At 72.6% G+C, this 25,586-nt stretch carries 21 protein-coding genes and 1 pseudogene; 6 read left to right on the forward strand and 16 right to left on the reverse strand.

Annotated elements, in window-relative coordinates; translation table 11 throughout:
- Position 1 precedes the first annotated feature (1 nt).
- The 4 genes from AC1U7O_RS16360 to AC1U7O_RS16375 all read right to left on the reverse strand — a co-directional run bounded on the left by AC1U7O_RS16360 (position 2) and on the right by AC1U7O_RS16375 (position 6,903).
- On the reverse strand, positions 2–4,441 hold the full coding sequence (locus AC1U7O_RS16360; protein ID WP_479895963.1) for a DEAD/DEAH box helicase: 4,440 nt from the start codon (positions 4,439–4,441) through the stop codon (positions 2–4).
- A gap of 135 nt (positions 4,442–4,576) precedes the next feature.
- Entirely contained in the window at positions 4,577–4,822 is a 246-nt protein-coding gene (locus AC1U7O_RS16365) for a hypothetical protein (RefSeq protein WP_479895964.1), read from the reverse strand.
- A 108-nt stretch (positions 4,823–4,930) separates the two neighbouring features.
- Positions 4,931–5,116, reverse strand: coding sequence for a hypothetical protein (locus tag AC1U7O_RS16370; protein WP_479895965.1), 186 nt, complete (start codon positions 5,114–5,116; stop codon positions 4,931–4,933).
- Between the two features lie 302 nt (positions 5,117–5,418).
- Positions 5,419–6,903, reverse strand: a complete 1,485-nt coding sequence (locus tag AC1U7O_RS16375; protein WP_479895966.1) for a CPBP family intramembrane glutamic endopeptidase — start codon at positions 6,901–6,903, stop codon at positions 5,419–5,421.
- A 181-nt stretch (positions 6,904–7,084) separates the two neighbouring features.
- Between AC1U7O_RS16375 and AC1U7O_RS16380 the strand changes: the two genes are divergently transcribed.
- The 3 genes from AC1U7O_RS16380 to AC1U7O_RS16390 are packed head-to-tail and all read left to right on the forward strand — an operon-like array spanning position 7,085 to position 10,138.
- Positions 7,085–8,302 carry a pyridoxal-phosphate-dependent aminotransferase family protein gene (locus AC1U7O_RS16380; protein WP_479895967.1) on the forward strand — a complete coding sequence of 406 codons (1,218 nt, stop codon included), beginning with the start codon at positions 7,085–7,087 and terminating at the stop codon, positions 8,300–8,302.
- Positions 8,299–8,904 carry a Tll0287-like domain-containing protein gene (locus AC1U7O_RS16385; RefSeq protein WP_479895968.1) on the forward strand — a complete coding sequence of 202 codons (606 nt, stop codon included), beginning with the start codon at positions 8,299–8,301 and terminating at the stop codon, positions 8,902–8,904. Before AC1U7O_RS16380 ends, AC1U7O_RS16385 begins: the two co-directional genes overlap by 4 nt.
- A gap of 25 nt (positions 8,905–8,929) precedes the next feature.
- Positions 8,930–10,138 carry a metal-dependent hydrolase family protein gene (locus tag AC1U7O_RS16390; RefSeq protein ID WP_479895969.1) on the forward strand — a complete coding sequence of 403 codons (1,209 nt, stop codon included), beginning with the start codon at positions 8,930–8,932 and terminating at the stop codon, positions 10,136–10,138.
- A gap of 435 nt (positions 10,139–10,573) precedes the next feature.
- On the opposite strand, the pseudogene AC1U7O_RS16395 reads toward AC1U7O_RS16390, so the two are convergent.
- Positions 10,574–10,813, reverse strand: a pseudogene (locus AC1U7O_RS16395) (DnaJ domain-containing protein); the annotation flags it as partial.
- Positions 10,814–10,945: 132 nt separating this feature from the next.
- Between AC1U7O_RS16395 and AC1U7O_RS16400 the strand changes: the two are divergent.
- Positions 10,946–12,241: an MFS transporter gene (locus AC1U7O_RS16400; RefSeq protein ID WP_479895970.1), complete on the forward strand. Its 1,296-nt coding sequence runs from the start codon at positions 10,946–10,948 to the stop codon at positions 12,239–12,241.
- Between the two features lie 283 nt (positions 12,242–12,524).
- Here AC1U7O_RS16400 and AC1U7O_RS16405 read toward each other — a convergent pair whose 3' ends face one another.
- Positions 12,525–12,656 (reverse strand): hypothetical protein, encoded by a 132-nt coding sequence (locus AC1U7O_RS16405; RefSeq protein ID WP_479895971.1) that lies wholly within the window; start codon positions 12,654–12,656, stop codon positions 12,525–12,527.
- A 263-nt stretch (positions 12,657–12,919) separates the two neighbouring features.
- Between AC1U7O_RS16405 and AC1U7O_RS16410 the strand changes: the two genes are divergently transcribed.
- Together AC1U7O_RS16410 and AC1U7O_RS16415 are read left to right on the forward strand one after the other, a co-directional pair.
- Positions 12,920–13,390: an Hsp20/alpha crystallin family protein gene (locus tag AC1U7O_RS16410; protein WP_479895972.1), complete on the forward strand. Its 471-nt coding sequence runs from the start codon at positions 12,920–12,922 to the stop codon at positions 13,388–13,390.
- A 65-nt stretch (positions 13,391–13,455) separates the two neighbouring features.
- A complete protein-coding gene (locus AC1U7O_RS16415) occupies positions 13,456–13,632 on the forward strand; it encodes a hypothetical protein (protein ID WP_479895973.1) in 177 nt (58 codons plus the stop codon).
- A 100-nt stretch (positions 13,633–13,732) separates the two neighbouring features.
- Here the strand turns inward: AC1U7O_RS16415 and AC1U7O_RS16420 are convergent, their stop codons facing one another.
- From AC1U7O_RS16420 to AC1U7O_RS16465, 10 genes are all read right to left on the reverse strand, one after another.
- A complete protein-coding gene (locus AC1U7O_RS16420; RefSeq protein WP_479895974.1) occupies positions 13,733–16,432 on the reverse strand; it encodes a CBS domain-containing protein in 2,700 nt (899 codons plus the stop codon).
- A gap of 45 nt (positions 16,433–16,477) precedes the next feature.
- On the reverse strand, positions 16,478–16,807 hold the full coding sequence (locus tag AC1U7O_RS16425; RefSeq protein WP_479895975.1) for a hypothetical protein: 330 nt from the start codon (positions 16,805–16,807) through the stop codon (positions 16,478–16,480).
- A 942-nt stretch (positions 16,808–17,749) separates the two neighbouring features.
- Positions 17,750–18,529, reverse strand: a complete 780-nt coding sequence (locus tag AC1U7O_RS16430) for a DUF547 domain-containing protein (protein ID WP_479895976.1) — start codon at positions 18,527–18,529, stop codon at positions 17,750–17,752.
- Between the two features lie 14 nt (positions 18,530–18,543).
- A complete protein-coding gene (locus AC1U7O_RS16435; RefSeq protein ID WP_479895977.1) occupies positions 18,544–19,311 on the reverse strand; it encodes a DUF3047 domain-containing protein in 768 nt (255 codons plus the stop codon).
- The gene (locus tag AC1U7O_RS16440) at positions 19,299–20,828 is read right to left on the reverse strand and encodes a mercuric reductase (RefSeq protein ID WP_479895978.1); all 1,530 of its coding nucleotides are present in this window, start codon (positions 20,826–20,828) and stop codon (positions 19,299–19,301) included. Before AC1U7O_RS16440 ends, AC1U7O_RS16435 begins: the two co-directional genes overlap by 13 nt.
- A 22-nt stretch (positions 20,829–20,850) precedes the next feature.
- Positions 20,851–21,564, reverse strand: a complete 714-nt coding sequence (locus AC1U7O_RS16445) for a TVP38/TMEM64 family protein (protein WP_479895979.1) — start codon at positions 21,562–21,564, stop codon at positions 20,851–20,853.
- Positions 21,565–21,723: 159 nt separating this feature from the next.
- Positions 21,724–21,999, reverse strand: coding sequence for an anti-sigma factor family protein (locus AC1U7O_RS16450; RefSeq protein WP_479895980.1), 276 nt, complete (start codon positions 21,997–21,999; stop codon positions 21,724–21,726).
- A gap of 5 nt (positions 22,000–22,004) precedes the next feature.
- Positions 22,005–23,981 (reverse strand): amylo-alpha-1,6-glucosidase, encoded by a 1,977-nt coding sequence (locus AC1U7O_RS16455; protein ID WP_479895981.1) that lies wholly within the window; start codon positions 23,979–23,981, stop codon positions 22,005–22,007.
- Positions 23,982–24,174: 193 nt separating this feature from the next.
- On the reverse strand, positions 24,175–24,360 hold the full coding sequence (locus AC1U7O_RS16460; protein WP_479895982.1) for a hypothetical protein: 186 nt from the start codon (positions 24,358–24,360) through the stop codon (positions 24,175–24,177).
- A gap of 155 nt (positions 24,361–24,515) precedes the next feature.
- Complete coding sequence (locus AC1U7O_RS16465) at positions 24,516–25,556, reverse strand: right-handed parallel beta-helix repeat-containing protein (protein ID WP_479895983.1); 1,041 nt, start codon at positions 25,554–25,556, stop codon at positions 24,516–24,518.
- Between the last annotated feature and the right edge of the window lie 30 nt (positions 25,557–25,586).

The raw sequence follows: 25,586 nt of genomic DNA on the forward strand, positions 1-25,586 counted from the left end.
GCTAGCCGGCGGCCTCGGCGGCCCCCTGGCTCGCCGGTCCGCCTTCGCGCGCGCGGGCCGGACGGGCGAGCCCCACCCGCACCGGAAGCCCGTCGTTCAATATGATTTCGTAGGCCGGCGTGCCCGGCACGCGGGCGCCCGGCAGCAGGATGCCGACCAAGTTCAAGGGATCGGCGCCGGAGAGTCTGATCTCGTGGGCCGGCCCGCGCGCGCCGCGGGCCGCCGCCTTGCGCAGGGCGCGGAGGGATTCCACCGCCTCCGGCAGCGCGAACTGCTCGCCGGTGAACCCGTCGACGAACCGCCCGCCCCGCACCTCCCCCCGCAGCTCCAGCCGCCGATAGACCGCCAGCAGGTCCCGCCAGGGCGGGCAGAGCCCCTCGCGCGTGAGCAGGTCCCGGAAGACCACGCCGTACCGCCGCAACAACTGCCGGGCGGCCCGCTCCGACGACGTGAGGGGGGACGGGGGCGGCGCGAGCGACGTCCGGAGGAGCGACCAGCGGCCGGCGCCGTGTCGCGCACGCCTGGCCCCCTCCCGTCCCTCGGCGCGACGCCGGCGCGGGTCGAGCAACGCGCGCAGGCTGTCGAAGCCGTCCGCCGTCACCAGCCCCGCCGCGACCAATTCCCACAGCCCGTCCTCCACCTCGGCCGGCAGCCGGCCGGTGCCGGCGACGAGGTCGGCGAAGAAGCTCGCCCCGCGCGACGAGAGGCACCGGTGGAGGTCCTGCGCGGCCGGGCTCAGCCCGCGCGCCGGCTCTGGTCCGCCGCGTGGAGCCCCGGGCCTCTCCCCGTCCGCCAGGGCCAACAGCCAGGCCCCGTCCTCCCGCGGGTAGAGGCTCAGCGGCGCGAGCCGCGTCGGCACGACGCGTGGCCTCTTCGCCGGCGGCTCGTCCATCGTCCCGGGACCGGCGGCCCTGCGGGCCGCAAGCCCCTGGTGCGGCGACAGCCGGCCCCAGGCGACCGCGCCGCCGAGGCAGAGCCGGTCCAGGAGCGCCGGGTCGTACCTGGCCATCCGCACCCGCAGCAGGGCTGGCTCCCAGGCCGAGGCGGCCGCCTCGAACCCGGCGAGCTGCCGGATGATCTCCAGCAGGCCCTCCTCGCCGTGCAGCCTGGCTCCCGGCGCGACGTGCTGCCACTGGAGGAGAAACCGCATGAAGTCCGCCGCCGGGACCGGCTCCACCTCGCGCCGCAGCCGGCCGACCGTGAGGCGATGGATTCTCGCCAGCAGCCGCCGATCGCACCATTCGTCATCCGAGTGGGAGGGGGCCCCGCGGAGCGCGCCACCCCCACGCCCAGCCTGCCCATTCTCCGCCGGGCGGAACCGGCCGCGGAGGACCTGGCCTTCGGCCTCCAACCTCAGCAGGGCCGACCGGACGGCCGGGGCCGGCACACCCAACCGGTCCGCCAGCTCCGTCGCGGTCGTCGGCCCGGTGCTCTCCATCCAACCGCGGACAATGGCGGTGACCGCCTCCTCTCGATCGGGCTGGGGCTCGGAGCCGGCCTGCTCCGGCGCACCGATCGCGGCCTCCGAGAAGACGGCCCGGACAAGGGCGAGGCGTTCAGTCGCCACCCAGCCCGTGAACCCTTGGGGCGTCAAGGGTGGGGCGCCGGCCGGCGCAACGGTCACGGCCGCCGCCCGGCCGGCCTCGATGAGGGGCGGCAGGTGCTCGGCCCAGCCGCTCGCGCTCGCGGCCGGCAGCCAGACGAGCGTCAGGAGCGCATCGTGCAGCTCGTCCGGGTCGCGCACGACCGGCCAGGCCTCCTCGGCCACTTCGGCGATGGCGGCCGGGTCCAGCGCGCCGAGCCCGCCCGCCAGCTCCGGCGGCAGGCTCCGCCGCATCTCCACCGCCCGCGCCCGCCGCTCCTCCAGCGGCGCGTCGTCCAGGAAGGCATAGGGGTTGGCGTTCAGGATTTCGTGGCTGAAGACCGAGGGGGCCGGCGTGTCCACGGCAAGGCAGCGAATCTCCCCCCGCTCGATCCCCGCCAGCACCGCCTTCAGCCCCTCGATGTCCATGGCCTCGGTCAGACAGTCCCGGATCGTCTCCGCGACGAGCGGATGGTCCGGCAATTCCCGGTAGGCGTGGTCGCCCCGGTGATTGTCCCGGCAGGCGGTCGCGGCGGGAAACACCGCAGCCAGCAGGTCCTCGGCCCGCATGCGCTGGATCGGCGGCGGCACCCGACGGCCGTCGGCGAACCGCAGCAGGGCCAGCGCGCGCGTCGCGTTCCAGCGCCAGCGCGTGGCGAACATGGGCGCGGCGAGCACGGCCTGGACCAGCACCGCCTCCAGGCCGTCGCTCCGGAGAAACTCGAAGATCGTCGCGAGCGGGAAGCTGTGCCGCTCGCCGAGCGAGAGCACGATCCCCTCGTCGGTCGCCGCGGCCTGGAGCTCGAAGTCGAAGGTCGTGCAGAAGCGCTTGCGGAGCGCGAGCCCCCAGGCCCGGTTGATCCGGCCGCCGAAGGGCGCGTGGATGACGAGCTGCATCCCCCCGCCTTCGTCGAAGAACCGCTCCGCGATCACGGTCCGGCCGGTCGGCACCGCCCCCAGGACCGCGCGGCCGGCCGCCACGTAGGCCACCGCCTGCTCGGCCCCGCGCCGGTCGAGGCCGCAGTCGGTCTGCAGCCACGTGAGGGGTGCGGGGTGAGGGGTGGGGAGGGCGGAGGAAGCCCGGATCAAGGTGTCCACCCGCTCGCGGAGGGCGGCCACCTCGGCGGACAGCTCGGCCGTGCGCGAGGGCGCCTCCCCGCGCCAGAAGGGGATCGTCGGCGGCGCGCCGTGGGCGTCCTCCACCCGCATCTTCCCCGTCTCCACGCCGCGGATGCGCCAGGAGGCGTTCCCGAGCAGGATGATGTCGCCGGCCAGGCTCTCGACCGCGAAGTCCTCGTCCACCGAGCCGACGACGGTCCCCTCCGGCTCGGCGATGACCGCGTAGTCGGCCGTGTCGGGGATCGCGCCGCCCGAGGTGATCGCGGCCAGCCGCGCGCCGCGTCGCGCCCGGAGCCGGCGGTTGACTCGGTCGTGGTGGAGAAAGGCCCGGGCCCGCCGCCGGCCGCCGGCGATCCCCTCCGCCTGCATCCGGACCACCGCGTCGAAGTCGTGCCGCGACAAGTTCCGGTAGGGCCAGGCGCGCCGGCAGAGGGCGAACAGCTCGTCCTCGCCCCACTCGCGGGCCGCCACCTCGGCCACGACCTGCTGCGCCAGGATGTCGAGCGGCGCGGGCGGGACCGCGATCCGATCCAGCGCCCCGCCGCGGATCGCGCGCACGAGCGCGGCGCATTCGATCAGTTCGTCGCGCGTCGTCGCGAAGAGCCGCCCCTTGGGCAGGGCCCCGACCCGGTGGCCGGACCGGCCGACCCGCTGAAGACAGGTGGCGATCGCGCGGGGCGAGCCGATCTGGCAGACCAGGTCCACGGCGCCGACGTCGATGCCCAGCTCCAGCGAGGCGGTCGCCACGACGACGCGCGTGCTGCCGCCCTTGAGCCGCTCCTCCGCCGCGAGGCGGATCCGGCGCGAGAGGCTCCCGTGGTGCGCGGCCACGACCTCCGCGCCCAGCCGCTCCCGCAGGCGCTCCTCCAGATGGTGGGCCACCCGCTCGGCCAGCCGCCGCGTGTTGACGAAGACGAGGGTGGAGCGGTGCGCGGCGACCAGCTCGGCGAGGCGGTCGTAGACGTCGCTCCAGATCGCGTTCGTCGCCACCGCGCCCAGCTCGTCCTTCGGGACCTCCACCGCCAGGTCCATCTCGCGCCGGTGGCCGACGTCGATCACTACGGGAGGGGGCCCCGCGCCGCGCGCCCCTCCCGTCAGGAAATGCGCGATCTCCTCGATGGGCCGCTGCGTGGCGGAGAGGCCGATGCGCCGCGGCGGGACGTCCGCGAGCGCCGCCAGCCGCTCGAGCGAGAGCGCCAGGTGCGCGCCACGCTTGTTCGGGGCGACGGCGTGGATCTCGTCCACGATCACCGTCTGGACGTCCCGCAGCACCGCCCGGCTCTTGGCCGCGGTCAGCAGCAGGAAGAGCGACTCCGGCGTGGTGATGAGGATGTGCGGCGGCCGGCGGAGCATCCGCTGCCGCTCCGGGGCCGGCGTGTCTCCGGTCCGGACGGTGACGCGGATTTCCGGCGTCAGCAGCCCCGCCCCGAGCGCCGCCTCCCCGATCTCCGCCAGCGGCCGGCGGAGGTTCTTCTCCACGTCGTTGCCGAGGGCCTTGAGCGGCGAGACGTAGAGAACGTGGGTCCGGTCCTCCAGCCCCCCGGCCAGGGCCCGACGGAACAGGTCATCGAGGCAGGTCAGGAAGGCGGCCAGGGTTTTCCCCGAGCCGGTCGGCGCGGCGAGCAGCACGTCCCCGCCCGAGGCGATGGCCGGCCATGCCTGCGCCTGGACCTCGGTGGGACCGCCGAACCGGCGGCGGAACCAGTCCGCGATCACGGGATGGAAGCCGCCGAGAGGCATGCGGCATCTTATAGTGAATTTCGCGCTTGTCAACGGGCGGGAACGGGCGACAAGGGAGGACACCCGGCGGATCGGCGCTCGACGGAAGGCGAGGCCGGCCTGGGGCCGTGCCCTCGGACGACGGGGACGGGTGGATCAGCAGCCGATCGCCCGCCGCTCGGAAAGCGGCTCGTCGCGCGGGGCCGGGCTCGCCGGTGCCAGCGAGGCCAGGGCCAGCCGGGAGAACAGCGCCAGGCAGTGGAGCGCGAGCGGCTCCAGCCGGTAGGCCAGGGGCTGCGTGCCGGGGTCGCGGTCCCAGTCGATGATGATGACCTCGGCGGGTTGCCCGCTGTAGACCTCCTGCACCCGCCCTTCGCTGATCTCGATGATGACCGGTGTCATGGCAGCCTCCTCCTCACAGGACATGCCGGATCGGATCGCCGGATCGAGCCGCGCGCCGGCGCCGCAAACCGGACGCGCTCACGATCGGCCGGCGGACCTCCATCCTCCTCACCCCTGGGCGCAGACGGCAACGGCCCCCGCGTAGAAGCCCTGGGCCCGACGGTGCGTCTCGATCGCCGGATCGAGGAGGTCGCCGCAGTTCATGCAGCGCCAGACATCCAGCCAGACCATCTCCTCCTCGCTGCAGACCAACCCATCCAGCACCATCAGCCCACGGCAGCGTCGGCATTCCATGGCGACACCCCCCCTGTAAGAAGTTCACCCCAATGATGCGTCCCTGTCCCATCGCCGCTCCTTCCCCAAGCTGTCGGGTGCAACGGTACCGCCAAACCTTAACCCTGTATGTAGGGTAGAGTCAGGAGCGAGGCGGGCAAATGGGGACCGAATCTGACAGCATTGTCGGTGAGTTCTCCGACATTTAAACTGGCGGAAGGGCCAGGGGATCCGTCGGCGCCACGGCCGGCCTGCCGGGCGCGGCGCGACGCTCCGTCGTCTGCGTGAGGACGGGCGCGGCAAGCGCTCGGCAACGGCGGGAGTCAGGGACGGAGGAGGCCGAGGACGCCGAGGCAGACCAGGAGGTTGTTGAGGGCATGGGCGGCGATCCCGGGGAGGAGACTGCCGGTTTTCTCGAAGGCCCAGGCCCAGAGGAGCCCGCTCCAGAACACGCTGGCGAAGCCGAGCGCGCCGTAGCCGTGGGCCAGGGCGAAGATCGCCGCGCTCACGAGCGCCGCGGGCGCGAACCCCAGCCGCCGCCGCAGGGTGCCGAAGAGCAGGCCCCGGAAGACCAGTTCCTCGAACAGGGGCGCGAAGACCACGTACTCGATCAGCGCGGTCGCCAGGAGCGGTGCCGTCCCCCAGGCCAGGTCCGCGTCGAACCACTCGGTCCAGTGGCTCGCGTAGTCGAAGGCGTCCGCGACGACGTCCAGCACCCCCTCGCCCAGGAAGGCCAGGCCGGCCAAGGCCAGGGTGGCCAGCCCCAACCGGCCCAGCGTGCCGGGCATGGCCCGGAGGCCCAGACCTTCGCGGAACCGGAGCCCGGCCGGCTTGAAGAGATGGCGGTCGGCGAGCCACAGCAGGGGCAGCGAGGTCACCGGCGTCGCCGCGAGGCGCAGGAGCAGGTTGTCGTCGCTCACGAACAGGAACAGCAGGACGAGCACCGCCCCGACCGCGCCCCCGCGGGTCAGGACGGCGGCGCCGACGCGGCCCCGCCAGGGCGGGGGGATCGGCGCCGTGCCGATCGGCAGGAGGCGGCGCCCTCGGTCCTGAAAGACGATGGCCAGGAAGGACAGGATGCCGAGGACGACGACCGCGCCCTGGAGGGCGGCCAGCAGGCGGAGCCGCCGCAGCAGCGGCTCGACGCGGCGCTTTGCCGCGGCCTCGGTCGCCTCCAGCAGCGCGCGATCGCCGGCCCGCTCGGCGAGCCGGATCGCCAGGCGGTCGTAAAACCACCCGGCCGGCGCCAGTTCCGCCAGCCCGGCCTGCAGCTCCTGCTCGTCGGCCCGATCGAGGCGCCCCTGGAAATAGGCCGCCCGCACGAGCCGACCGACGAGGGGCCAGGGAGCACCGAAGCCCTCCCACGTCCGGAGCCGGCCGTGGAGCGCCTCCGTCCGTCCGGCCTCGCCTTCCAGAACGGCGAGGTGCAGGTGGACCAGCGGATTCTCCGACTCCTTCGCCAGCTCCTCGTACCACCGGATGGACTGCTCCAGCTCGCCGGCCCCCGCTCCCAGAAACACCGCGTAGAGCACCTGCTCCGGCGGGGAGGTCGCGGCCATGGCCCGGTCGAGCTCCAGGGACCGACCGACCATGAGGGCAAGGGCCTCCTCGGGAGCGGGCACGCGCTCCAGCGGCCGGACCGTGGCCTGCAGGTACCCGAAGAGCGAGAGACAGAGGACGAGGATCACGGCGGCCAGCCCCGTCACGAGGGAGGAGAGGCCCGGCTCGCACGGAGGCGACTCCGCCTCGGACGGATCCGCCGCTTCCCCCACGACCGTGTCGCCCCGCTCGTCCATGCCGTCGTTCATCCCGCCGCCCCCCCCGAACGAAGGCCGGGAGTATACCACTGGCGCGCATCCCTGTCCCCCGCCGACTCGCTCTCGCCGCGCCATGGCGCAATCGCCCGCAGTTGGGTATACTGAGCCGCTCTTTTCCGGCCGGCGGCCCGGACGCGCGCGCCGCCAGACCGCGCGGCCCTTCCGGAGAGACATGATGGGTCCCTCGTTCGGCGAGCTCGCTCCCCCCGCCCGGCTCCTGTTGGGACCGGGGCCCAGCCAGGTCCATCCCCGGGTCCTGCGGGCGATGGCCTGTCCGCTGCTGGGACACCTCGACCCGGAGTTCCTGCGCGTGATGACCGAGGTCCAGGAGATGCTGCGCCTGGTGTTCCGGACGCGCCACGCCTTGACCATCGCCGTCTCGGGCACCGGCTCGGCGGGGATGGAGGCGTCGCTGGCGAACCTGATCGAGCCCGGCGACGCGGTGCTCGTCGGCGTGAACGGCGTGTTCGGCGCGCGTATGGCGGCGGTCGTCGAGCGGTGCGGCGGACGGCCCGTGCGGGTCGAGGCGCCCTGGGGCCGGCCGATCGAGCCGGCCGCGATCGCGGAGGCCCTGGACGACGCGGGACCCGTGAAGGCGGTCGCGCTCGTCCACGCGGAGACCTCCACCGGCGTCCGCCAGCCGCTGGAGGGGCTCGCCGACCTGTGCCGCCGACACGGCGCGCTCCTGGTCGTGGACGCGGTCACCTCGCTCGGCGGGCTGCCCGTCGAGGTGGACGGGTGGGGACTCGACGTCTGCTACAGCGGCACGCAAAAATGCCTGAGTTGTCCGCCCGGCCTCGCGCCCGTGACGGTGAGCGACCGCGCGCTCGCGGCGATCCGCGCCCGGAAGTCGCCCTGCCGGAGCTGGTACCTGGACTTCTCGCTCATCGCGGACTACTGGGCCGAGTCGCGGCGGGCCTACCACCACACGGCACCGATCTCGATGCTCTACGCGCTGCACGAGGCGTTGCGGCTGGTGCTGGAGGAGGGGCTGGAAGCCCGCTTCGCCCGCCACCGGCTGCACGGCGCGGCGCTGGTCGCGGGGCTCGGCGCGCTGGGCCTGGCGCCGCTGCCCGACGAGGCGGTCCGGCTGCCGAGCCTGACCTGCGTGACGGTGCCGCCCGGGGTCGCGGAAGCGGAAGTCCGCGCGGAGCTGCTGCGCGAGTTCGGGATCGAGATCGGCGGCGGGCTCGGGCCGCTCCAGGGAAGGGTCTGGCGCATCGGCCTGATGGGCGAGTCGAGCACCGCCCCCAACGTGCTCGCGCTGCTGGGGGCGCTGGAGCGGCTCCTGGCGCGGCGGGGCCGCCCGACGCGGCCGGGCGTCGCGCTGGAGGCAGCCGCGCGAGTCTATGCCGGGCGGGAGGAGCCCGCCGGAAAAGGAGGGGCATGACGAGGGGCACGCGCATCGCCTTGGGAGGAGTGGGCGCGATCGTGCTGGTGGCGCTGGGCGCGCTGGCCTACTGGGGGCTGTCCTCCCTCCAGACGGAGGAGGACAAGGAGGCCACGCTCCCGCCGGAGCGGGTGGCGGAGTACGTCCACGCGGTGATCGAGGCCAGCCGGACGGTCTACACGAAGAACGTCGTGGACAAGATGCAGGAGAAGGGAATCGTCGTCGCCGCCGAGCACTGGCGGCAGCAGAACGCCCTCCCCCTGCCCGCCCAGTTCCTGATGGACAGCGGCCGTCTCGTGGCGGAGAAGGGCAGCGGCATCAAGTTCCGCCTGGCGAGCCTCTGGCCGATCTACGTCTGGAACGCGCCAGCCACCGAGTTCGAGCGGCAGGGGCTCGAGGCCGTGGCGAAGAACCCGACCCGCCCCTACACGGGGTTCGTCCGCATCGGACGGGACCGTTACTTCCAGGCCGTCTACGCGGACGTCGCCATCAGCCACGCCTGCATCGACTGCCACAACTCCCACATGAACAGCCCGCGGCGCGACTTCAAGCTGAACGACGTGATGGGCGGGATCGTGATCTCCATCCCCGTCGGGCAGTGAGCCGCGCCGCGGCGAGGGCGACGACATGCGCTGGACCTTGAGACACGCCCGCGTGATCAACGGGCGCGGGCTCGTCCTCGACCGCGCGACCGTGCTGGTCGAGGACGGGCGGATCGCGGCGGTCGGACCGGACTCGGACGTCGCCCGCCTCGAGGACGCGACGGAGGTGGATGCGTCGGGCTTCACGATCCTCCCCGGCCTCATCGACTGCCACGTCCACCTCTGCCTGGGCGCCGAGCCGGACGTGGTGGCTACGATCGCGGCCGAGCCGCCGGCCTTCACCCTCTTGAAGGCGGCCCGCTTCGCCCGGCTCACGCTGGAGGCGGGCTTCACCACCGTGCGCGACCTCGGCGCCCGGGACGACGGCATCATCGCGCTGAAGCGGGCGATCGCCGAGGGGCTGACGTCCGGCCCCCGCATCCTCGCGGCCGGCCGGGTCATCTGCATGACGGGCGGGCACGCCCGCTTCATCGGGCGCGAGGCCGACGGTCCCGTGGAAGTCGTCAAGGCGGTCCGCGAGCAGGTGGCGGCCGGGGCGGACCTGATCAAGCTCATCGCCTCCGGCGGGGTCCTGACCCCCGGCACGTCCCCCGACCGGCCGCAGATGACGCAGGAGGAATTGGCCGCCGGCGTGGCGGAGGCGGGGCGCGCCGGGCGGCGCGTGGCCGCCCACGCCCACGGCGCCGAGGGGATGAAGAACGCGGTCCGGGCCGGGGTCCACTCCATCGAGCACGGCACTCTGCTCGACGACGAAGCCGCGGCGTTGATGCGGGAACAGGGCGTGTTTCTCGTGCCGACCCTCTCGGCCCTGGCCATGACCGTCGAGCAGGGGGCGGTCTGCGGGATTCCCGTCGAGGCCGTGGACAAGGCCAAGGCCATCCGGGCCCGGCACGAGGCCAGCGTCAAGCTCGCCCACCGCTCGGGCATCCCGATCGCGCTGGGCACGGACGCGGGCACGCCCGCCAACCATCACGGGGAGAACGCGCAGGAGCTCGAACGGCTGGTGGCGCTGGGCCTGAGCCCCATGGAGGCCATCTGCGCGGCCACGAGCGCGGCGGCGCGGCTGCTGGGGCTCGCGGACGAGCTGGGCACCGTCGAGGCGGGCCGACTGGCGGACCTATTGCTCGTCAAGGGGAACCCGCTGGAGCGGATCGAGCTGCTGCGGGACCGGGACCGGATCGCCGGCGTCATGCAGGGCGGACGGTTCGTCGCCGGCCCTCTCCGCAACTTATGACTCCATCCTCGACCGCTCACCCCCCTCCCCTCACCGCCGCACGTAGAACAGCTCCAGCGCGTCCCGGAAGCCGGCGAGCCGGCCGCGCCGGCAGGTGTCGCGCAGGTGCTCGGCCATCTCCCGGACCGCCCGCTCGTCCTCGCCCTTCACCGCGCCCTGGGCGATGAGGATCTTGAGCGCGACGGTCACCAGCTTCCCCATCCGCGCCTCGGCCTCGGCGCCGAGCAGCTCGGCCAGCACCTCGGCGCCCCGCGCGAAGACGATCGCCTCCCGGAAGCTGTCGTAGCCCTGGCTGGCGACGGTCCGCTCGCGGATGAGCGCCAACTCGGCCTTGATCCGGCCCGTGTCCTTCATGACGAGGGTGAAGACCTCCCGCCTGGCCTCGTCGGCCAGCCGGCGCTCCATCTCCGCGAGGACGACGGCGGGGTCCGGCGGCTCCGGCCGGTATTCATGGTAGAGCCCGCGCTCCAGCCGCTCGAAAGACCGCCTGGTGTCCGGATCGCCCAGGACCTCCCAGGCGGCGTTGATCTCCCGGATGCGCGCCTCCGCCTCCCTGCTGCCGGGGTTGCGGTCCGGATGGTACTTGAAGACGAGCCGGCGGTAGGCCTTCTTGATCTCGTCGTCGGACGCGTGCCGGTCCACGCCGAGCACGGCATAGTAGTCGAGCCGCGACATGGCGCGGACTATAGCATCGGGTCGGCCGTCCCGCAACCGCGCGGCGGCGGGTCCCGCCGTTGACGCGCGCGCAGGATTCCTGCTAAGGGAAGGCCCTCGGCTCCGGCGGTCCACCCTTCAGCGAGACGACGCATGACGGCATCCCCGGCGGCACGGTCCTGGCGCGAGGGCGTCACCCCCTACCAGTGGCTCGTCCTGTTCGTGGCCTGGCTCGGCTGGGTCTTCGATTCGATGGACGCGACCATCTATGCCATCGTCCTGCACCCCGCGCTGGAGGAATTGCTGAGCGGGCGGGGCGGCGGGCCGGTGGGCGCCGACGAGATCGGCTGGTACGGCGGGATCATCCTGTCCATCTTCCTGGCGGGCTGGGCGATCGGCGGGGTGCTGTTCGGCGTCCTCGCGGACTACTTCGGGCGGACCAAGACGCTCATCGCGACGATCCTCATCTACGCGATCTTCACCGGGATGGCCGCGCTCGCGCAGGACTGGTGGCATCTGGCGCTCTACCGGTTCCTGACCGCCTTCGGCATCGGCGGGGAATGGGCGGCGGGCGCGGCGATCGTCGCGGAGGTCTGGCCGGAGGAGAAGCGCTCGAAGGCCGCGGGCATCCTCCAGTCGGCCTGGGCGGCGGGCTTCTTCCTCGCCGCCGCGGTGAACCTCGCGCTCAAGGGCTACGGCTGGCGGGTGCTGTTCCTCGTCGGGATCGCGCCCGCGCTCGTCGCGCTCCTGGTCCGGCTCTGGGTCAAGGAGCCGGAGCGCTGGGTGCAGGCGCACGAGCAGGACCTCAGGGCCGGCGGGAGCCGGATCAAGCTCCCCGCCCTCTTCCAGGGCGACCTGCGGCGGCCGACGATGGTCGGCTCGGCCCTCGCCTTCGTCGCGGTCTTCGGGCTCTGGGGCGCGACCAACTGGACGCCGACGCTGATCGGCGCGCTGCCGGACCTGCGCGGCGCGGACAAGGTGGCCCTCGCCGAGTCGGTGAGCTTCGCCATCATGGCGCTGAACCTCGGCGCGGTCGCCGGCTACCTCTGCTTCGGCCCGCTGGCCGACCGCTTCGGCCGCCGGTCCGTCTTCGCACTGATGTGCGCGGGCAGCCTCGTGATGGTACCGCTGACCTTCCTGGCCCCGCACTCCTACGGGCACGTGCTCCTGCTGCTGCCCCTGCTCGGCTTCTTCAACAACGGCATCTTCAGCGGTTTTCCCATCTACCTGCCCGAGCTGTACCCGACGCGGCTGCGGGCCACCGGGGCGGGCTTCTGCTTCAACGCGGGGCGCGTGCTCGCCTCCATCGGCCCCTTCCTGACCGGCTTCCTCGTCGCGGGACTCGGCACCTTCGGCCGCGCCGCCAGCGCCGTCGCGCTGATCTACCTCCTCGGCCTCGCCGTCCTGCCCTTCGCGCCGGAGACCCGCGGCCGGCCCCTGCCGGAGTGATCGGCCGCCGCCTTGACGATCGGCTGTACCGGCCGTTCATGGAGCTGCCGCGCGACCGCCCTCCTGGGGGAGCGGGGGCTGAGAATCCGCCTTCTCGCGCCGCTCGATTGCCTCATCGCGACGCAGCGTCGCGGGACCGACGAGGAGCTATCGGAGGCAGCCCCGGCCGCTTCGCGCGAAGACCGCGCCCGCTTCCCGTTCGAGCGCACGGTGGATCGCTTCTGCGCCGCGCTCGCCGCCGACCGCCATCCCGACCCGCGCTTCGCATGGCCGGCCGACGCCGTCACGCGACTTTCCGGCGCGGGGCCTGCCGAGCCCCGTCCGCCTCCTCCGCGTGATCCTCCTCGAAGGTGGCCCAGACGGCCGCGGCCCAGGTCAGCCCCATCAGGCTCAACAGCGCAATCACGGGAACCATAGGCTTCACCTCCTCTGATCACTCTCGACATCATCGTCGCCGCCCGACGTCGGCGCCGCGCCCCCGGGCGGGGATGCGCGCGCCGCTCGACTTCCATAATCCCCGCCGAGCGCGAGTCAACCCCGCGTCGCCCGGAGGCGGCGCGGGCGGACCGCCTTGACGGAGCGAGGGGGAATGCTTATTGAGCAACCGTCGGCGCGAGCGAGCCGGTTCGTGCGTCCACCGGCCGGCTCCCCGACGGATGAAGGAAAGGAGGGATCACGATGGAACTGCTGACGAAGATGAAGGAGATGATCCCGTGGCGGCGCAGGCCCGTGGACACCCACGAGGTCGTCACGCTGCGGGACGACATCAATCGCCTCTTCGACCGGTTCTTCTGGTCCGGTTTCGACAGCCCCTGGTGGCCCGAGCGGGCCTGGTGGTCGGGAGGCGACATCGAAGAGCAGGCCGACGAGGTGATCGTGCGCGTGGAGGTCCCGGGGATCGACCCGAAGGAGCTGGACGTGACCTTCCGCGACGGCGCGCTGCACATCCGCGCCGAGCGGGAGTCTCGATCCGGCAACGGCGGGTACCGGGAGCACCGGTACGGCGCGATGAGCAGGACGGTCTGGCTGCCCGAGGGGCTGGATGTCTCGGGGGCCAAGGCCTCGTGCACGCACGGGCTCCTGACCGTGCGCATCCCGCGCCTCCCGGAGGCCCGTGAGCGGGTTCACCGGATTCCGGTGCACGGCTGATCAACCGGCGAGGACCGGCCCGCGGCGCCGGGACGGCCTCTCAAACAGGGAAGGAGGTGAACGTGATGATGGATCTGAGCTCGGTGGTTGATGCGACGCTCGTCTTGCTCGCAGTGGCGGCGGTCCTCATGACCGGCATCTCGACCGTCCACTCACCATCCACCACCATGTCCGCCGCTTCCGACGGGCGGTTGCCGGCCGGTCACCGGTCGCTGGACCGGTCGCAGCCCAAGGCTGCCTGATCCGACCGTCCTGCGGGGCCCGCCTCCGACCGGGCCCCTGCAGCGGACGGCGGCTCCTCTCCCCAGGGCATCGCGCGGTCATCGCAGGGCCGCGGCTCGCTCAGCTCCCCGCGATCCGGCGGACGAGGGCGCGCTCCTCGTCCGGCGTCCGGACCTCGCCGTTGACGCGGGCGGCGGCGAGCGCGTCGAGGATGCGCCGGTACTGGGGCCCGGGCTTCAAGCCCATGGCCTTGAGGTCCTTGCCCGTCAACGCGGGCTTGAGGCGGCGGTAGTCGCTCAGGTAGGCGGTGATCCGGCCCTTGAGCGTCGCGGAGCCGGTCTTGGCCATGAGGAAGAGCAGCGCCTCCTCCGGCAGGTCCTTCAACGCGCGCACGACCTCGGCCGGCGCGGCGGACGGGCGGCGGGCCAGGTCGCGAAGCTGATGCTGCGGCGCCTCCTGCGCGGCGCGCACCTTGGCCGCCTGGCGCTCGGCCAACGCCAGCCGCTTCAGGACCTCGCCGACCGCCTTGTCCGGCAACCCGTCCAGCAACGCGAGGAACCAGACCAGCCAGGTGTCCACCCCCGGAGATTCCCCTCCGCGGTCCGTCCCAGATCGCCACGCCAGCGACGCCACCCGGTGCCAGGCCAGCACCTCCTCCACGGCCTTGAGCCGCGCGGCGAGCTTGGCGGACCACTTGATCCCCGGATGGATGAACCGGAGCAGGCCCAGCTCCCCCAGCCGGGCCAGCGCCTTGGCCGGCTGCTCCTCCGAGCAGAGCAGCACCAGCTCCTCCCGCAGCCGGTCGCCGGACAGACGATGGAAAAGGTCCATGGCCGCCGCGCCCTTGATCAGCGCGAGCGTTTCCTTGCCGAGCCGGAAGCCGAACCGCTGCTCGAAGCGGATGGCCCGGAAGACGCGGGTCGGGTCCTCGATGAAGCTCAGGCTGTGCAGGACGCGGATCGCCCCCTCGTTGAGGTCGCGCTGGCCGCCGTAGAAGTCGATCAGCTCGCCGAAGCCCTTCGCGTTCAGCCGGATCGCCAGCGTGTTGATGGTGAAGTCGCGCCGGTAGAGGTCCTTCTTGATCGAGCTCTGCTCGACGGTCGGCAGCGCCGTCGGATACTCGTAGTACTCGGTGCGCGCGGTCGCCACGTCCAGCTTGAAGCCGTCGGGAAAGGCCAGGACCGCCGTCCCGAACCGCTCGTGCGCGTGCACGCGCGCCCCCTCCCGCCGCGCCAGCGCCCGTGCGAAGGCGATCCCGTCCCCCTCGACCACGAGGTCCACGTCCAGGTTCGGAGACCCGAGGAGGAGGTCCCGGACGAACCCGCCGACCGCGTAGGCCGAGAGCCCGGCCTCGTCCGCCAGCCGGCCGGCGTCCTCCAGCAGCCGGACGACCCGCTCCGGCAGCTTGGCCCGCATCAGCGCCCGGAGGTTGCGCCGCACGGCCGAGGGCGGCGGCGGCTCGCCCTTGGCCCGGGCCCGCGCGGCGGACACCACGTCCTCGTGCAGGGCCCGCAGCAGGTCGGTGCGCGTGATGACGCCGACGACCTTGCCGCCCTCCAGCACCGGCACGAAGCGCTGGTTCCGCTCGATCATGCGGACCTCGACCTCGCGAAAGGGCGTCTCCGGCGCCGCCGTGTACTGGTCCGGCTGGAGGAAGAGCCGGACGGGCTTGTCGCCGAAGCCGTGGAACAGCGCCTTCTGGACCAGCTCCCGCGTGATCAGGCCCTGGTAGCGGTCCCGCCCGTCGAGGACGGGCAGGACGTTCACGCCGGCGGTCGTCATCCGGCGCTCGACCTCGGCCACCGTGGCGCCCCAGGGAACGGCCTTGACCGGCCTGGTCATCACGTCGCGCGCGAAGAGGGCGGGCCGACGGCGCTCGACCAGCCAGCCCCGCAGGCGCTCCCGCACCTCCGGCACGGTCCGGCCCTTGACCGTCGCCGCCGCCGCGACCGCATGGCCGCCGCCGCCGAACTCCCGCGCCAGCTCGCCCACGTCGAGCTCGGGCCGCCGGCTGCGCGCGATGATCTCCACCTTGTCCTTCATCGCGAAGGCGGCGACGACCGCATCCAGCCCTTCCATCTCCGCCAACTGGTGGACGAGGCCGGCCAGGTCGCCGTGGTAGCGATCCGACGCCGTGGAGGTGAGCAGCACCTTTAAGCCCTCCAGGTAGAGCAGCTCGCTCGCCTGGAGCAGCTCGTTCAGCAGCGACACCTGCTCGGGGTCCAGGTGCCGGCGCAGCACCTCGCCGACCATGTTGAGGTCCGCGCCCGAGGCCAGCGCCCAGGCGGCGGCCTCCAGGTCCCGCGGCGTCGTCGAGACGTAGGCCAGCGAGCCGGTCTCCTCGTAGAGCCCCAGCGCGAACACCGTCGCCTCGAAGGGGGTCGCCGCGATCCGCTCCGCGCGCAGCCGCTCGATCAGGATGGTCGTGGTCGCGCCCACGGGCTCGGCCACGTGGAGCACGGCCCTGCGGCCCGGCCCGGCCCCCGCCTCGGCCGATCCGCCGGTCGGCCGCCCGGTCGGCCCCTCGGTCGGATGGTGGTCGAAAATGTGCAGGGCGATGCCGGGACGCTCGGTCAGGGCCTTGAACGGCCCGATCCGCTCCGGATCGTCCGTGTCCACGAGGATCAGGCGCGTGACGCGGTCCAGGTCCACGTCCTTGGACCGGGCGAGGCCGAGGTCGTGCACAGCGAGGAACCCGCGCACGGAGTCCTGCGCGCCGCCCGGCAGGGCCAGCACCGCGCCGGGGTAGAGCTTCCGCGCGGCGACCATAGAGGCGAGGCCGTCGAAGTCCGCGTTCAGATGGGTGGTGATGAGGTCCATCGGGAGAGAATGCCGGACGGGGCGGCCGGCGCCGGGCCGCGGCGGTCAGTGGCCGGCCCGGGCCGCGACGGCAAAGGCGAAAAAGTAGCGATCCAGGCTCTCCAAGTCGCTCCCGTACTCCTTTCCGCCGAGCATGGTGTCGTACAGGAACTCGTGCGCGCGCGTCAGCTCCTTCCGGCGGCCCGTCCACCGCCGGTCGCCGATCGTCAGGTCCAGAAGCTCCAGTGCCCGAACGAAGGCGTTCTGGCAGAGCCGGGGGTCCCGGTCTTTCCACCGCCGAATCCGGGCCACCTCGCTGCCGACGTTGGCGAGCTGCTCGACCAGCGACAGCCCGTACCACCGGCCTGCGGCCAACTCCGCATGCTGATGCGCCATCGGATCAGCCCCTCACCAGCCGCCGAACGACCTTGCCGATGGCCTCACGGAGGGCCGGGGCCTCGACGTTGCGCGACCGATTGCCCTGCGACGGACGCACGCCACATTGCCGCCTTGCCGGCACCGCCAGGTCGGCGCATGAGATCGGCTCGACGACGACCTTGATTTCCGTCTCTTCCGGCAGCCCCTGCGCGAGCCGATGGTCGGTACGTTCCCCGGCCGTTCGGCCACAGCCTACGCAGGCGGGACGGCGATTGCAAGCGGAGGACGGGCGGGTCGGCCGTGGAGGCGCAGGTGGTCACAGCCTTCCCGGGTCCCGGGGCGGACGTTCCCTTAGCCCGTCGCCCCGGCGAACGTTCCCATGGCCCGTCGCCCCGGCGGACGCCGGGGCCCAGGCCCAATTCTGGATTCCGGCTTCCGCCGGAATGACGGACTGCCGGAATGACGAACTCTCTCGTCGCCCCGGCGGACGTTCCCTTGGCCCGTCGCCCCGGCGATGGCCTGGGCCAGGCCGCGTCGGCCGAACCCGTGGTGGGCTTCTTCTTGCTGGAGCAACAGGCGGCGCAACCGGGCGAAGGGAGCGCCGCGCCTGGCCAGCCCCGCCTCGATACGCGAGAGGATCGTCTCGCCGATCCCCTCTAGAATGATCTGCTCCGCCAGCAGGGTTTCCGTGAAGTCCCGACGGACCAGGGCCTCCTCGATGAGCCGCCGGTACCGCTCCAGCGGCGGCAGCAGCGGACAGGCGCCGAGCCGGCGCGGCGCCAGCCAGGCGATGGCGCCGCGGAAGACCAGGCGTGGCCCGCCTCCTGCCTCGCCTGGCTGAGCAGGAATCGCGCGTCGCGCGGCTCCGGCGCGAGTGCCGCCTGGGCCAAGGCGCAGTCGTGGGCGAGCCGCTCGCCCTGCTCGAGGAACCGCAGGAGGTTCGCGATCGGCGCCTGCTCGTCAGGTCGAACCAGCATAGCCCTCCTCCGGCGGCGTCCCGTTCAGGCTCCAGTCGTAGGGCAGGAACTCCACCCGCCACCGCGCCTCGTCCAGCTCGGCGGCCAGGTCCGGGTCGGCCACGTACCGCTTGACGTAGCCGAGCCGCGAGCCGCCCCGCACGGCGAAGTCCTCCTCGAACCACTTGAAGATCATCGAGAGGGAGGCCACCTTCGCCGTCCGGTCGAAGCGGTTCCGCTCCGGATCGTTGATGAAGGCCACGGCGGCGGCCTCCAACTGCTCCTCCAGCCGGTCGGCCCCGTAGACCTCGGCCCGCAGCGCGGGACAGGACCGCGACGCGCAGACGATCGCGAAATGGATGCGCGGCTCGCGGAAGTCGGGGATCAGGAGCTTCTGCTCCAGGTCGTAGAGGTTCAGGGGTTGGCCGCCGACCCGGTAGGCCCGTCCGATGAAGTCCCGATACCGGCCGATCAGCGTCCGCAGCGAGCCGCCGTCCAGGATACCCCGGATGGCGAAGGCGTTGTAGGCGTTGATCCAGAAGGCCAGCCGCTCCGCCCTCGTCGGCAGGGCGTTGGGATCGACGCGGTCCACCAGCCGCAGGTACTCGTCGAGCCGGCGATCCGCGGCGATCGCCGGATAGTCCACGACACCCCGGGCCACGTGGTCGCGCAGCACCCCGTCGAAGAGCCGGTGGGAAAACTCGGCCGGCGCGAGGGGCTCGGCAGGGTGGAAGGTCCGCGGCACGGCCGAACAGCCGGCCAGCGCCAGCGACGCGATCAACATGGCGAGCCGCCTCGTCATCGTCCCTGCCCCAGCGTCGGGGCCCGGAGAAAGACGATGTCGCCGTAGTAGGCGGTCGCGGACTCCCCGGTGTTGTCCGTGTCGGTCATGATCGCCACGCCGGAGACGAGCGGCGGCTCCTCGTCGAAGGCCTTCTTGTAGTCCTCGTAGACGTTGCGCTGCTCCTCCACCCAGGTCCCGACGCCCGCGCTCCCGCTCCGGACGACGATCATCTTGGCGAAGTCGGTGTAGGCGTTGTCGACGATCGCGCCGAGCGGGGCCCGGCTGTCCCAGATGTAATTGAGCGCGCCGATGGGGATGTCGCCGAACAGGAGCCGACCGGCCTGGTACTTGGCCCGCCGGGAGAAGCTGACCTTGTCGGGGTCGTACTCGAACGTGATGTAGAGGCGGGCCGGATAGTCGTCGCCATCCTTCCGCGCGACGTCGCTCTTCTTCAGGAGGTTGGCGACCTTCCAGCGCCAGCGGACGACCGGGTATTCCTTGAGGTCGATCCGAACCGGCTTGACGATCCCCGACGCGGCGGCGGCGCTCACCGCCTTGACGACGACCGTCTCCCCGTCCTTGACCAGCGCATAGCTCGTGTGCCGCTCCACCTTCTTGAAGGTGAGGGGCCGCCAGCCGTCGGGCAGGGCTTGGCCTTCTGCGGCGGCGGAGAAGGCGCCGACGGTGAGCATCGGGCCCGCGTCGCCCGCCGCCGCGGGCGGCGGACCGAGGAGCACCAGCCCGAGCAGCGCGACCCGTCGCGCCCCGCTCAGCGCATCCATGCGAACAGCCTCGTCAAGAGCCGTTTCTTGCCCTCGGTGAAGGTCGTCTTGCGCCAGGCGTTCGCCGCCTTCTTCACGACCTCCGCCTGCGTCGGGTAGGGATGGATCGTCCCGCAGATGGCCCCGAGCCCCAGCCCGGCCTTCATGACCAGCGTGAATTCGTTGATCAGGTCGCCCGCGTGGGCGGCGACGATCGTCGCGCCGAGGACTCTGTCGGTGCCCCGCTTGACGTGCACCCGCGCGAAGCCCTCCTCCTCCCCGTCCAGGACCGCCCGATCCACCTCGTCCAGCAGGACGGTGACGGTGTCCACCTCGATGCCCCGGGCCTTCGCCTCCGCCTCGTACAGCCCCACGTGCGCGACCTCCGGCTCCGTGAAGGTGCACCAGGGCACGACGAGCGATTCGGCGCTCGCGTACCCGAGGCCGAGGGGATGGGGGAACAGCGCGTTCTGGACGACGATCTGCGCCATCGCGTCGGCCGCGTGCGTGAACTTGTACTTCGAGCAGACGTCGCCGGCGGCGTAGATGCGCGGGTTGGTCGTCTGCAGCCGGGCGTTCACCGTGACGCCGGCCTTGTCGTAGGCGACGCCGGCGGCCTCCAGCCCCAGCCCCTCGGTGTTCGGGATGCGGCCGGCGCCGACGAGGATCTCGTCCACCGTGAGGTCGTACCGCTGCCCGTGCGACTCCACGGCGAGCCGCTTGCCGCCCTCGGTCCGGCCGACCCTCAGGTCCTTGCCGCAGCAGCGCAGTGTGACGCCGTCGCGGGCCAGGGAGGCCTTTAGCAGCTCTGCGGCGTCGCGGTCCTCGTTCGGCAGGATGCCGTGCAGCGCCTCGATGAGGTGCACGCGGCTGCCGAACCGGGCGAAGGCCTGGGCCAGCTCGCAGCCGATCGGCCCGGCGCCGATCACGGCCAGCCGCGCCGGCAGCTCGGTGAGCGAGAAGACCGTTTCGTTCGTCAGGTAGCCCGCCTCCGCCAGGCCGGGGATCGGCGGCGCCGCAGCCCTCGCGCCCGTGCAGACCACGGCCTTCGCGAAGCGGAGGATCTTGTCTCCCACCTGAACGGCATCCGGTCCGGTGAACCGCGCGTCCCCGATGAAGACGTCCACGCCGAGCGCCGTGAACCGATGGGCGGAGTCCGTGCGGCTGAGCCGGGCGCGCAGCCGCCGCATCCGTGCCATGGCCGCGGCGAAGTCCGGCTTGGCGCCGGGCGGGAGGTGGACGCCGAACTCTTCCGCCCGGCGCAGGTCCGCCCAGGCCCGCGAGGCGCGGATGAGGCCCTTGGAGGGGACGCAGCCGACGTTCAGGCAGTCGCCGCCCATCAGGTGCCGCTCGATCAGGGCCACCCGTGCGCCGAGCACCGCCCCGACCGCCGCCGTGACCAGGCCCGCCGTCCCCGCCCCGATCACGACGAGGTTGTACCGGCCGCGCGGCTCCGGGTTCACCCAGCCCGTCGGATGGACGTTCTCGACCAGCGCCCGGTTGTGCTCGTCGTCGGGGAGGACGGTCAGCCGCTCCATGGGGTCGCTCCCTGCCATCGCCTCAGGCCGCCGGCCGCAGCTTGCGGTAGAGGATCGGCGCGAGCGCCAGCAGGCCCAGCAGCGTGAAGGCCAGCAGGACGTTGGGCGAGGCGATCTCCTTCAAGGAATTGATCGTCCCCAGTTGCCGGCCCGCGTACGCGTAGACGAAACTGCCCGGGATGATCCCGATCGCCGTCGCCGCCACGTAGGTGCCGAGGGGGATGCGCGTCAGCCCGCACAGCGCGTTGACGCCGAAGAAGGGAAAGATCGGGATCAGCCGCAGCGTCATCAGGTAGGAGAAGGCGTTCTTCGCCAGCCCCTCCTGCATCGGCCCGAGCCACCAGCCGAACTTACGCTCCACCCAGTCGCGCAGGAGGTAGCGGGAGGCGAGGAAGGCGAGCGTCGCGCCGGTCGTCGCGCCCAGGTTCACGTACAGCGTCCCGAGAAGGCTGCCGAACAGGAAGCCGCCGGCGAGGGTCAGGATCACCGCGCCGGGCAGCGAGGCCGCCGTCACCGCGATATAGGCGGCGATGAAGAGGCCGACCGCCGCGCCGTAATGGTCCTCGGTGAAGGCCAGGAGGCCGTCCCGGTTGGCCTTGAGCGCGTCCAGCGACAGGAACCGGCCGACGTCGAAGTACAGGAAGGACGCGATCGCGAGGGCGAAGAGCGCCAGCACGATCAGCTTGCCGCGGCTCGATGAGCCCGCACCGGCCTCTGTGTCGAGGGATGCCTGCATGGCGGTCCGTCCCGGTATCATGGCGACCTCGCCCCTCCCTGTCAATTTTCCGGGCCGGCAGGCCCGCGCGTGATCGGGAGTCGGCGGGCGGAGGAAATCCTTACAGCGGGCGGCCCGGCGCTCCCGAGGCGGGGCGGTAGGCCGTGCGCGGGTGGCCCTTCAGGCCGGCGACCGGCCGAAGAGATTGACCTCCAGGCACCGGCGCAGGTGCTCCCTCGCCTCGGGGGACAGAGCGTCGCCGGTCAAGTCGGGCGGCTCCGCCCGGCGCCGGAGCGCGTCCCGGATGAACCGAAGCTGCCGCCCGTAGCGGTCGCACCAGCGGCAGACCAGCAGGTGCAGCCTCAGCCCCAGCCGCCTGCCCAGGGGCAGCGGCCGATCGAGCGCATCCGACAGGAGCCTCGTGGCCTCGGCGCAGGTGAGCATGAAGCGGGCCATGGCGTTCAGTGCCAGGCGGACGGCGGCCCGGCCGCCCGGACATCCTCGATCAGCGCGCGCAGCGGCTCGGCGACCGACCAGGCCTGGGCGGGGCAGCCGCGCGGCCGGTGGGGCGGCTCCGCGTCGAAGATCTCCGACACCTGACCCAGGCAGGCCTCGGCGAGGTGTCGCTCCAGTCCGTCGAAGAACCGCCGGGCCCGCCGCCGCGCCTCGGGGGTGGCGCCCTGTACCGTGACCCAGGCCGTCACGAAGGGCCCGAGCAAAAAGGGCCAGACCGTGCCCTGGTGGTACGCCCCGTCCCGCTCCGGCACCCCGCCCTCGTACCGCGGCCGATAGTCGGGATGGTCCGGCGCGAGCGTCCTCAGCCCGACCGGCGTGAGGAGCCGCTCCTCCACGACCTGCACCACCCGCCGCGCCCGGGCCGGATCGAGCAGGTCGTCGCCGAGCGCCACCGCGTAAATCTGATTCGGCCGGAGCGCGGGGTCGTCGCCCCCCTCCCCGTCCACGACGTCGTAGAGATAGCCGCCCGGCTCGTACCAGAAGCGCTCGCGGAACGCCCGGGCGGCCCGCGCCCGATCCGCCGCGCACTCCTCGCCATAGCCCCGGTCCCCGAACCGCGCGGCCAATGCCTCCCCCACCCGCAGGGCATGGACCCAGAGGGCCTGGATCTCCACCGGCTTGCCGCGCCGCGGCGTGACCACCCAGTCGCCCACCTTCGCGTCCATCCACGTGAGCTGGACACCCGGCGCGCCGCCGGCGACCAGCCCGTCCCCCTCCACGCGGATGCCGTACACCGTCCCCTTACGGTAGCCGTCCAGGATCGCGCGGATCGCGGGCCAGGCCACCCGCTCGACCAGGGCGACGTCGCCCGTGTAGGCCAGGTACCGGCCCGTCGCCTGGATGAACCAGAGCGAGGCGTCGATCGTGTTGTACTCCGGCCGCTCGCCCGCGTCGGGAAAGCGGTTCGGCACGAGCCCCGCGCGGACGTGGGGCGCGAAGGCCTCGATGATCCCGCGGGCCACGTCGAAGCGGCCGGTCACCAAGCAGAGCCCCGGGAGGGCGATGAAGGTGTCCCGCCCCCAGTCGGTGAACCAGGGATAGCCGGCCACGACGGTCCGTCCTTCGCCCCTCGCCGCGATGAAGGCCTCGGACGCGCGCCGGAGGGCCAGGATTAGAGGATCGTCGCCCGGCGCCGCGCCGGCGACTTGGGCGCGCCGGCGCCGCTCGGCCCGGGCGAGCGCGTCCGCATCAACCGTCCCCAGCGGCTCGGTCGTGAGGGCGAGGCAGCCGCTCCGCCCGGCCGCCAGGTCGAAGGCGATCTCCCCCGGCGACCACCAGTCCTCCTCGCCGTCCAGGCCCCGCTCCTGCTCGATCGGATATTGGACGCGCCGGTACCAGTCCGGCTCGTGGCGATAGGTGCCGTCGTGGAGCGCGCGGACGGCGGGCAGGTCGGCATAGGGCTGCCAGAGGACGGCGCCCTCCCGCACCTCGGCCTCCGGCCGCAGCGCGGGATTCTCCCGATGCAGGGCATGGTGGTCGCGCCCGGTGAGCATGGGACGGACCGCGAGCGTCGCCGGCGCGCCTGCGCCCTCCAGCACCGTCCACCGGACGACGAGCAGATCGCGCCCCCGGACGCCGAACAGCTCCCGCCGCAGGCGGAAACCACCGGCCTCGTAGGTCCAAGTCGGCCAGGGCTCGTCGGTGAACCCGACGCAGCGGGTGAAGCCGTCTGGATGGACCACGCCGGGATAGAGGTTGGTCGAGAGGGGATGGACCGTGCCCTCGACGTAGAGCGATTCTTCCAGGTGATTGACGAGAACCACCCGATCCACGGGCGGGCGGCGGGCGACGAGGAGCAGCGCGTGGTAGCGCCGCGTGTTCGGCCCGGCGACCGTCCCGGAGGCGAACCCGCCCAGGCCGTTCGCCTCCAGCCATTCCAGGCCGAGCGCACGATCGAGCGTCCGGCACCCTGTCGCGTCCACCCTCACTCCGTCACGTCGGCGCAAGCCATCGGTCAGGACCATCCGTTCCGCCAGGATAGCACAGGCGAGGCCGGACGATGCGGCCCCGCGAGCCGTCCATCGGTCGGACCGGCGGCCGGAACCTTACCGGACTATCGGGCTGTTCGGTGAACGCTCGCGGCGGCGGGCGGGACGGAGAGGGCGCTCGGCCCGGTCAATTCCAGGTGACCTCTTCCTGATTCATCAGGAAGTCGATGAGCTCGATGCTGTCGCGCAGCGCCACCTGCGCATCCTCGGACATGGAGAGGATGGCGCCGACGGGCCGGCCCGCTTCGAGGTCTTCCAGCGGCGGAAACCCCTGCGGCTCGACCTTCTCGTGCTCGGAACGAAAACTGGCCATGTTCCCGGCTCTCCCCCGGGCTCTCGGCCCGGAATTTGTGGGCTGCGGGTTCATCATAACACAGGTTGTCCGGGACGCCGGCTCACGACGGAAGTGCCTGGAATTGCAGGGAGAGGACCGGGCGCGGCGGAGACGCGCGCGGTCGGCCGGTCGCCCTACGGCGGGCCGCCCACCGGCGCCAAGGCCCCGAGATAGGCAAAGCCCCCGAGGCGGACCAGCGGGCTGTCGGCCCGCAGGCGAAAATCGTCGCGGGCCTCGTCGACGAAGCGGGGGTCGGCACGGAGGTCCGACTCGGCCTTGAGCGCCGGGGCCGGCAGCCGGGGCTGGCCCTCGGCCATGTAGTCGCCCTCGCTGTTGTAGAGGGCGTTGAAAGAGAGCACCGGCCGCCCCCCCGGCGCGACGACCAATCCGACGCGGTTCAGCCCCACGATGTTGCCCGACACCTCGGCGCGGGCCCGGCCGAGGATGGCGACGCCGCCGCCGTTCTTGACGATCGTGTTGCTCACGAGCGTCGCGCGCGCGCCGTCGGTCACCACCACCCCCTCGAACAGGTTGCGCGTGATGACGTTGCGCTCCAGCCGCACCTCGGACTTCCCCGCGACCGTCACGCCGTGGTCGTTGTCGTGGATCAGGTTCTCGACGAGCGCCGCCTGCGAGTCCGCGAACTGGAGGCCGGTCGTCTCGCTGCCGCCGATCTCGCTCCGCTCGATGCGAACCTCCTGCACCTGCTGGGCGAAGACCATGCCCTTCACCCGCACGTCGCGCAGGAGGATGCGCCGGCCGTTGAAGATGCCCAGCGCGTGGCCGCCGTGCTCGTTGATCGTCAGGCCGCTGATCTCGATGTCCGTCGCCCCGTAGGGCCACTTGCCGATGTGAAAGACCCCGACCCGCTCGCGCCCCAGGATCGTGACCAGATCCCGGCCCGCGCCGACCAGCTTGAGGCGCTCCTTGCTGTGGATCGTCACGTCCTCGGGATAGACGCCCGCCGCGACCCGGATCGTGTCGCCGGCGCCGGCCGCGTCGATCGCCTCCTGAATGGAGGTGAACTGCCCGCTCCCGTCCGGGGCGACGACGAGGGTGCGCGGCCCGGTCGCGACCGGCCGGTCGCCCGGCGACACAGCCCAGCCGACCCCGACCCAGCCCAGGGCGAACAGGACACAGGCCGCCGCCGGCGTCTTGGGAACTCGCTGTCGCATGCAGAGCGTGATACAGGGAACGCGGGCGCG

It is taken from the genome of Candidatus Nitrospira neuquenensis, from assembly GCF_979578155.1.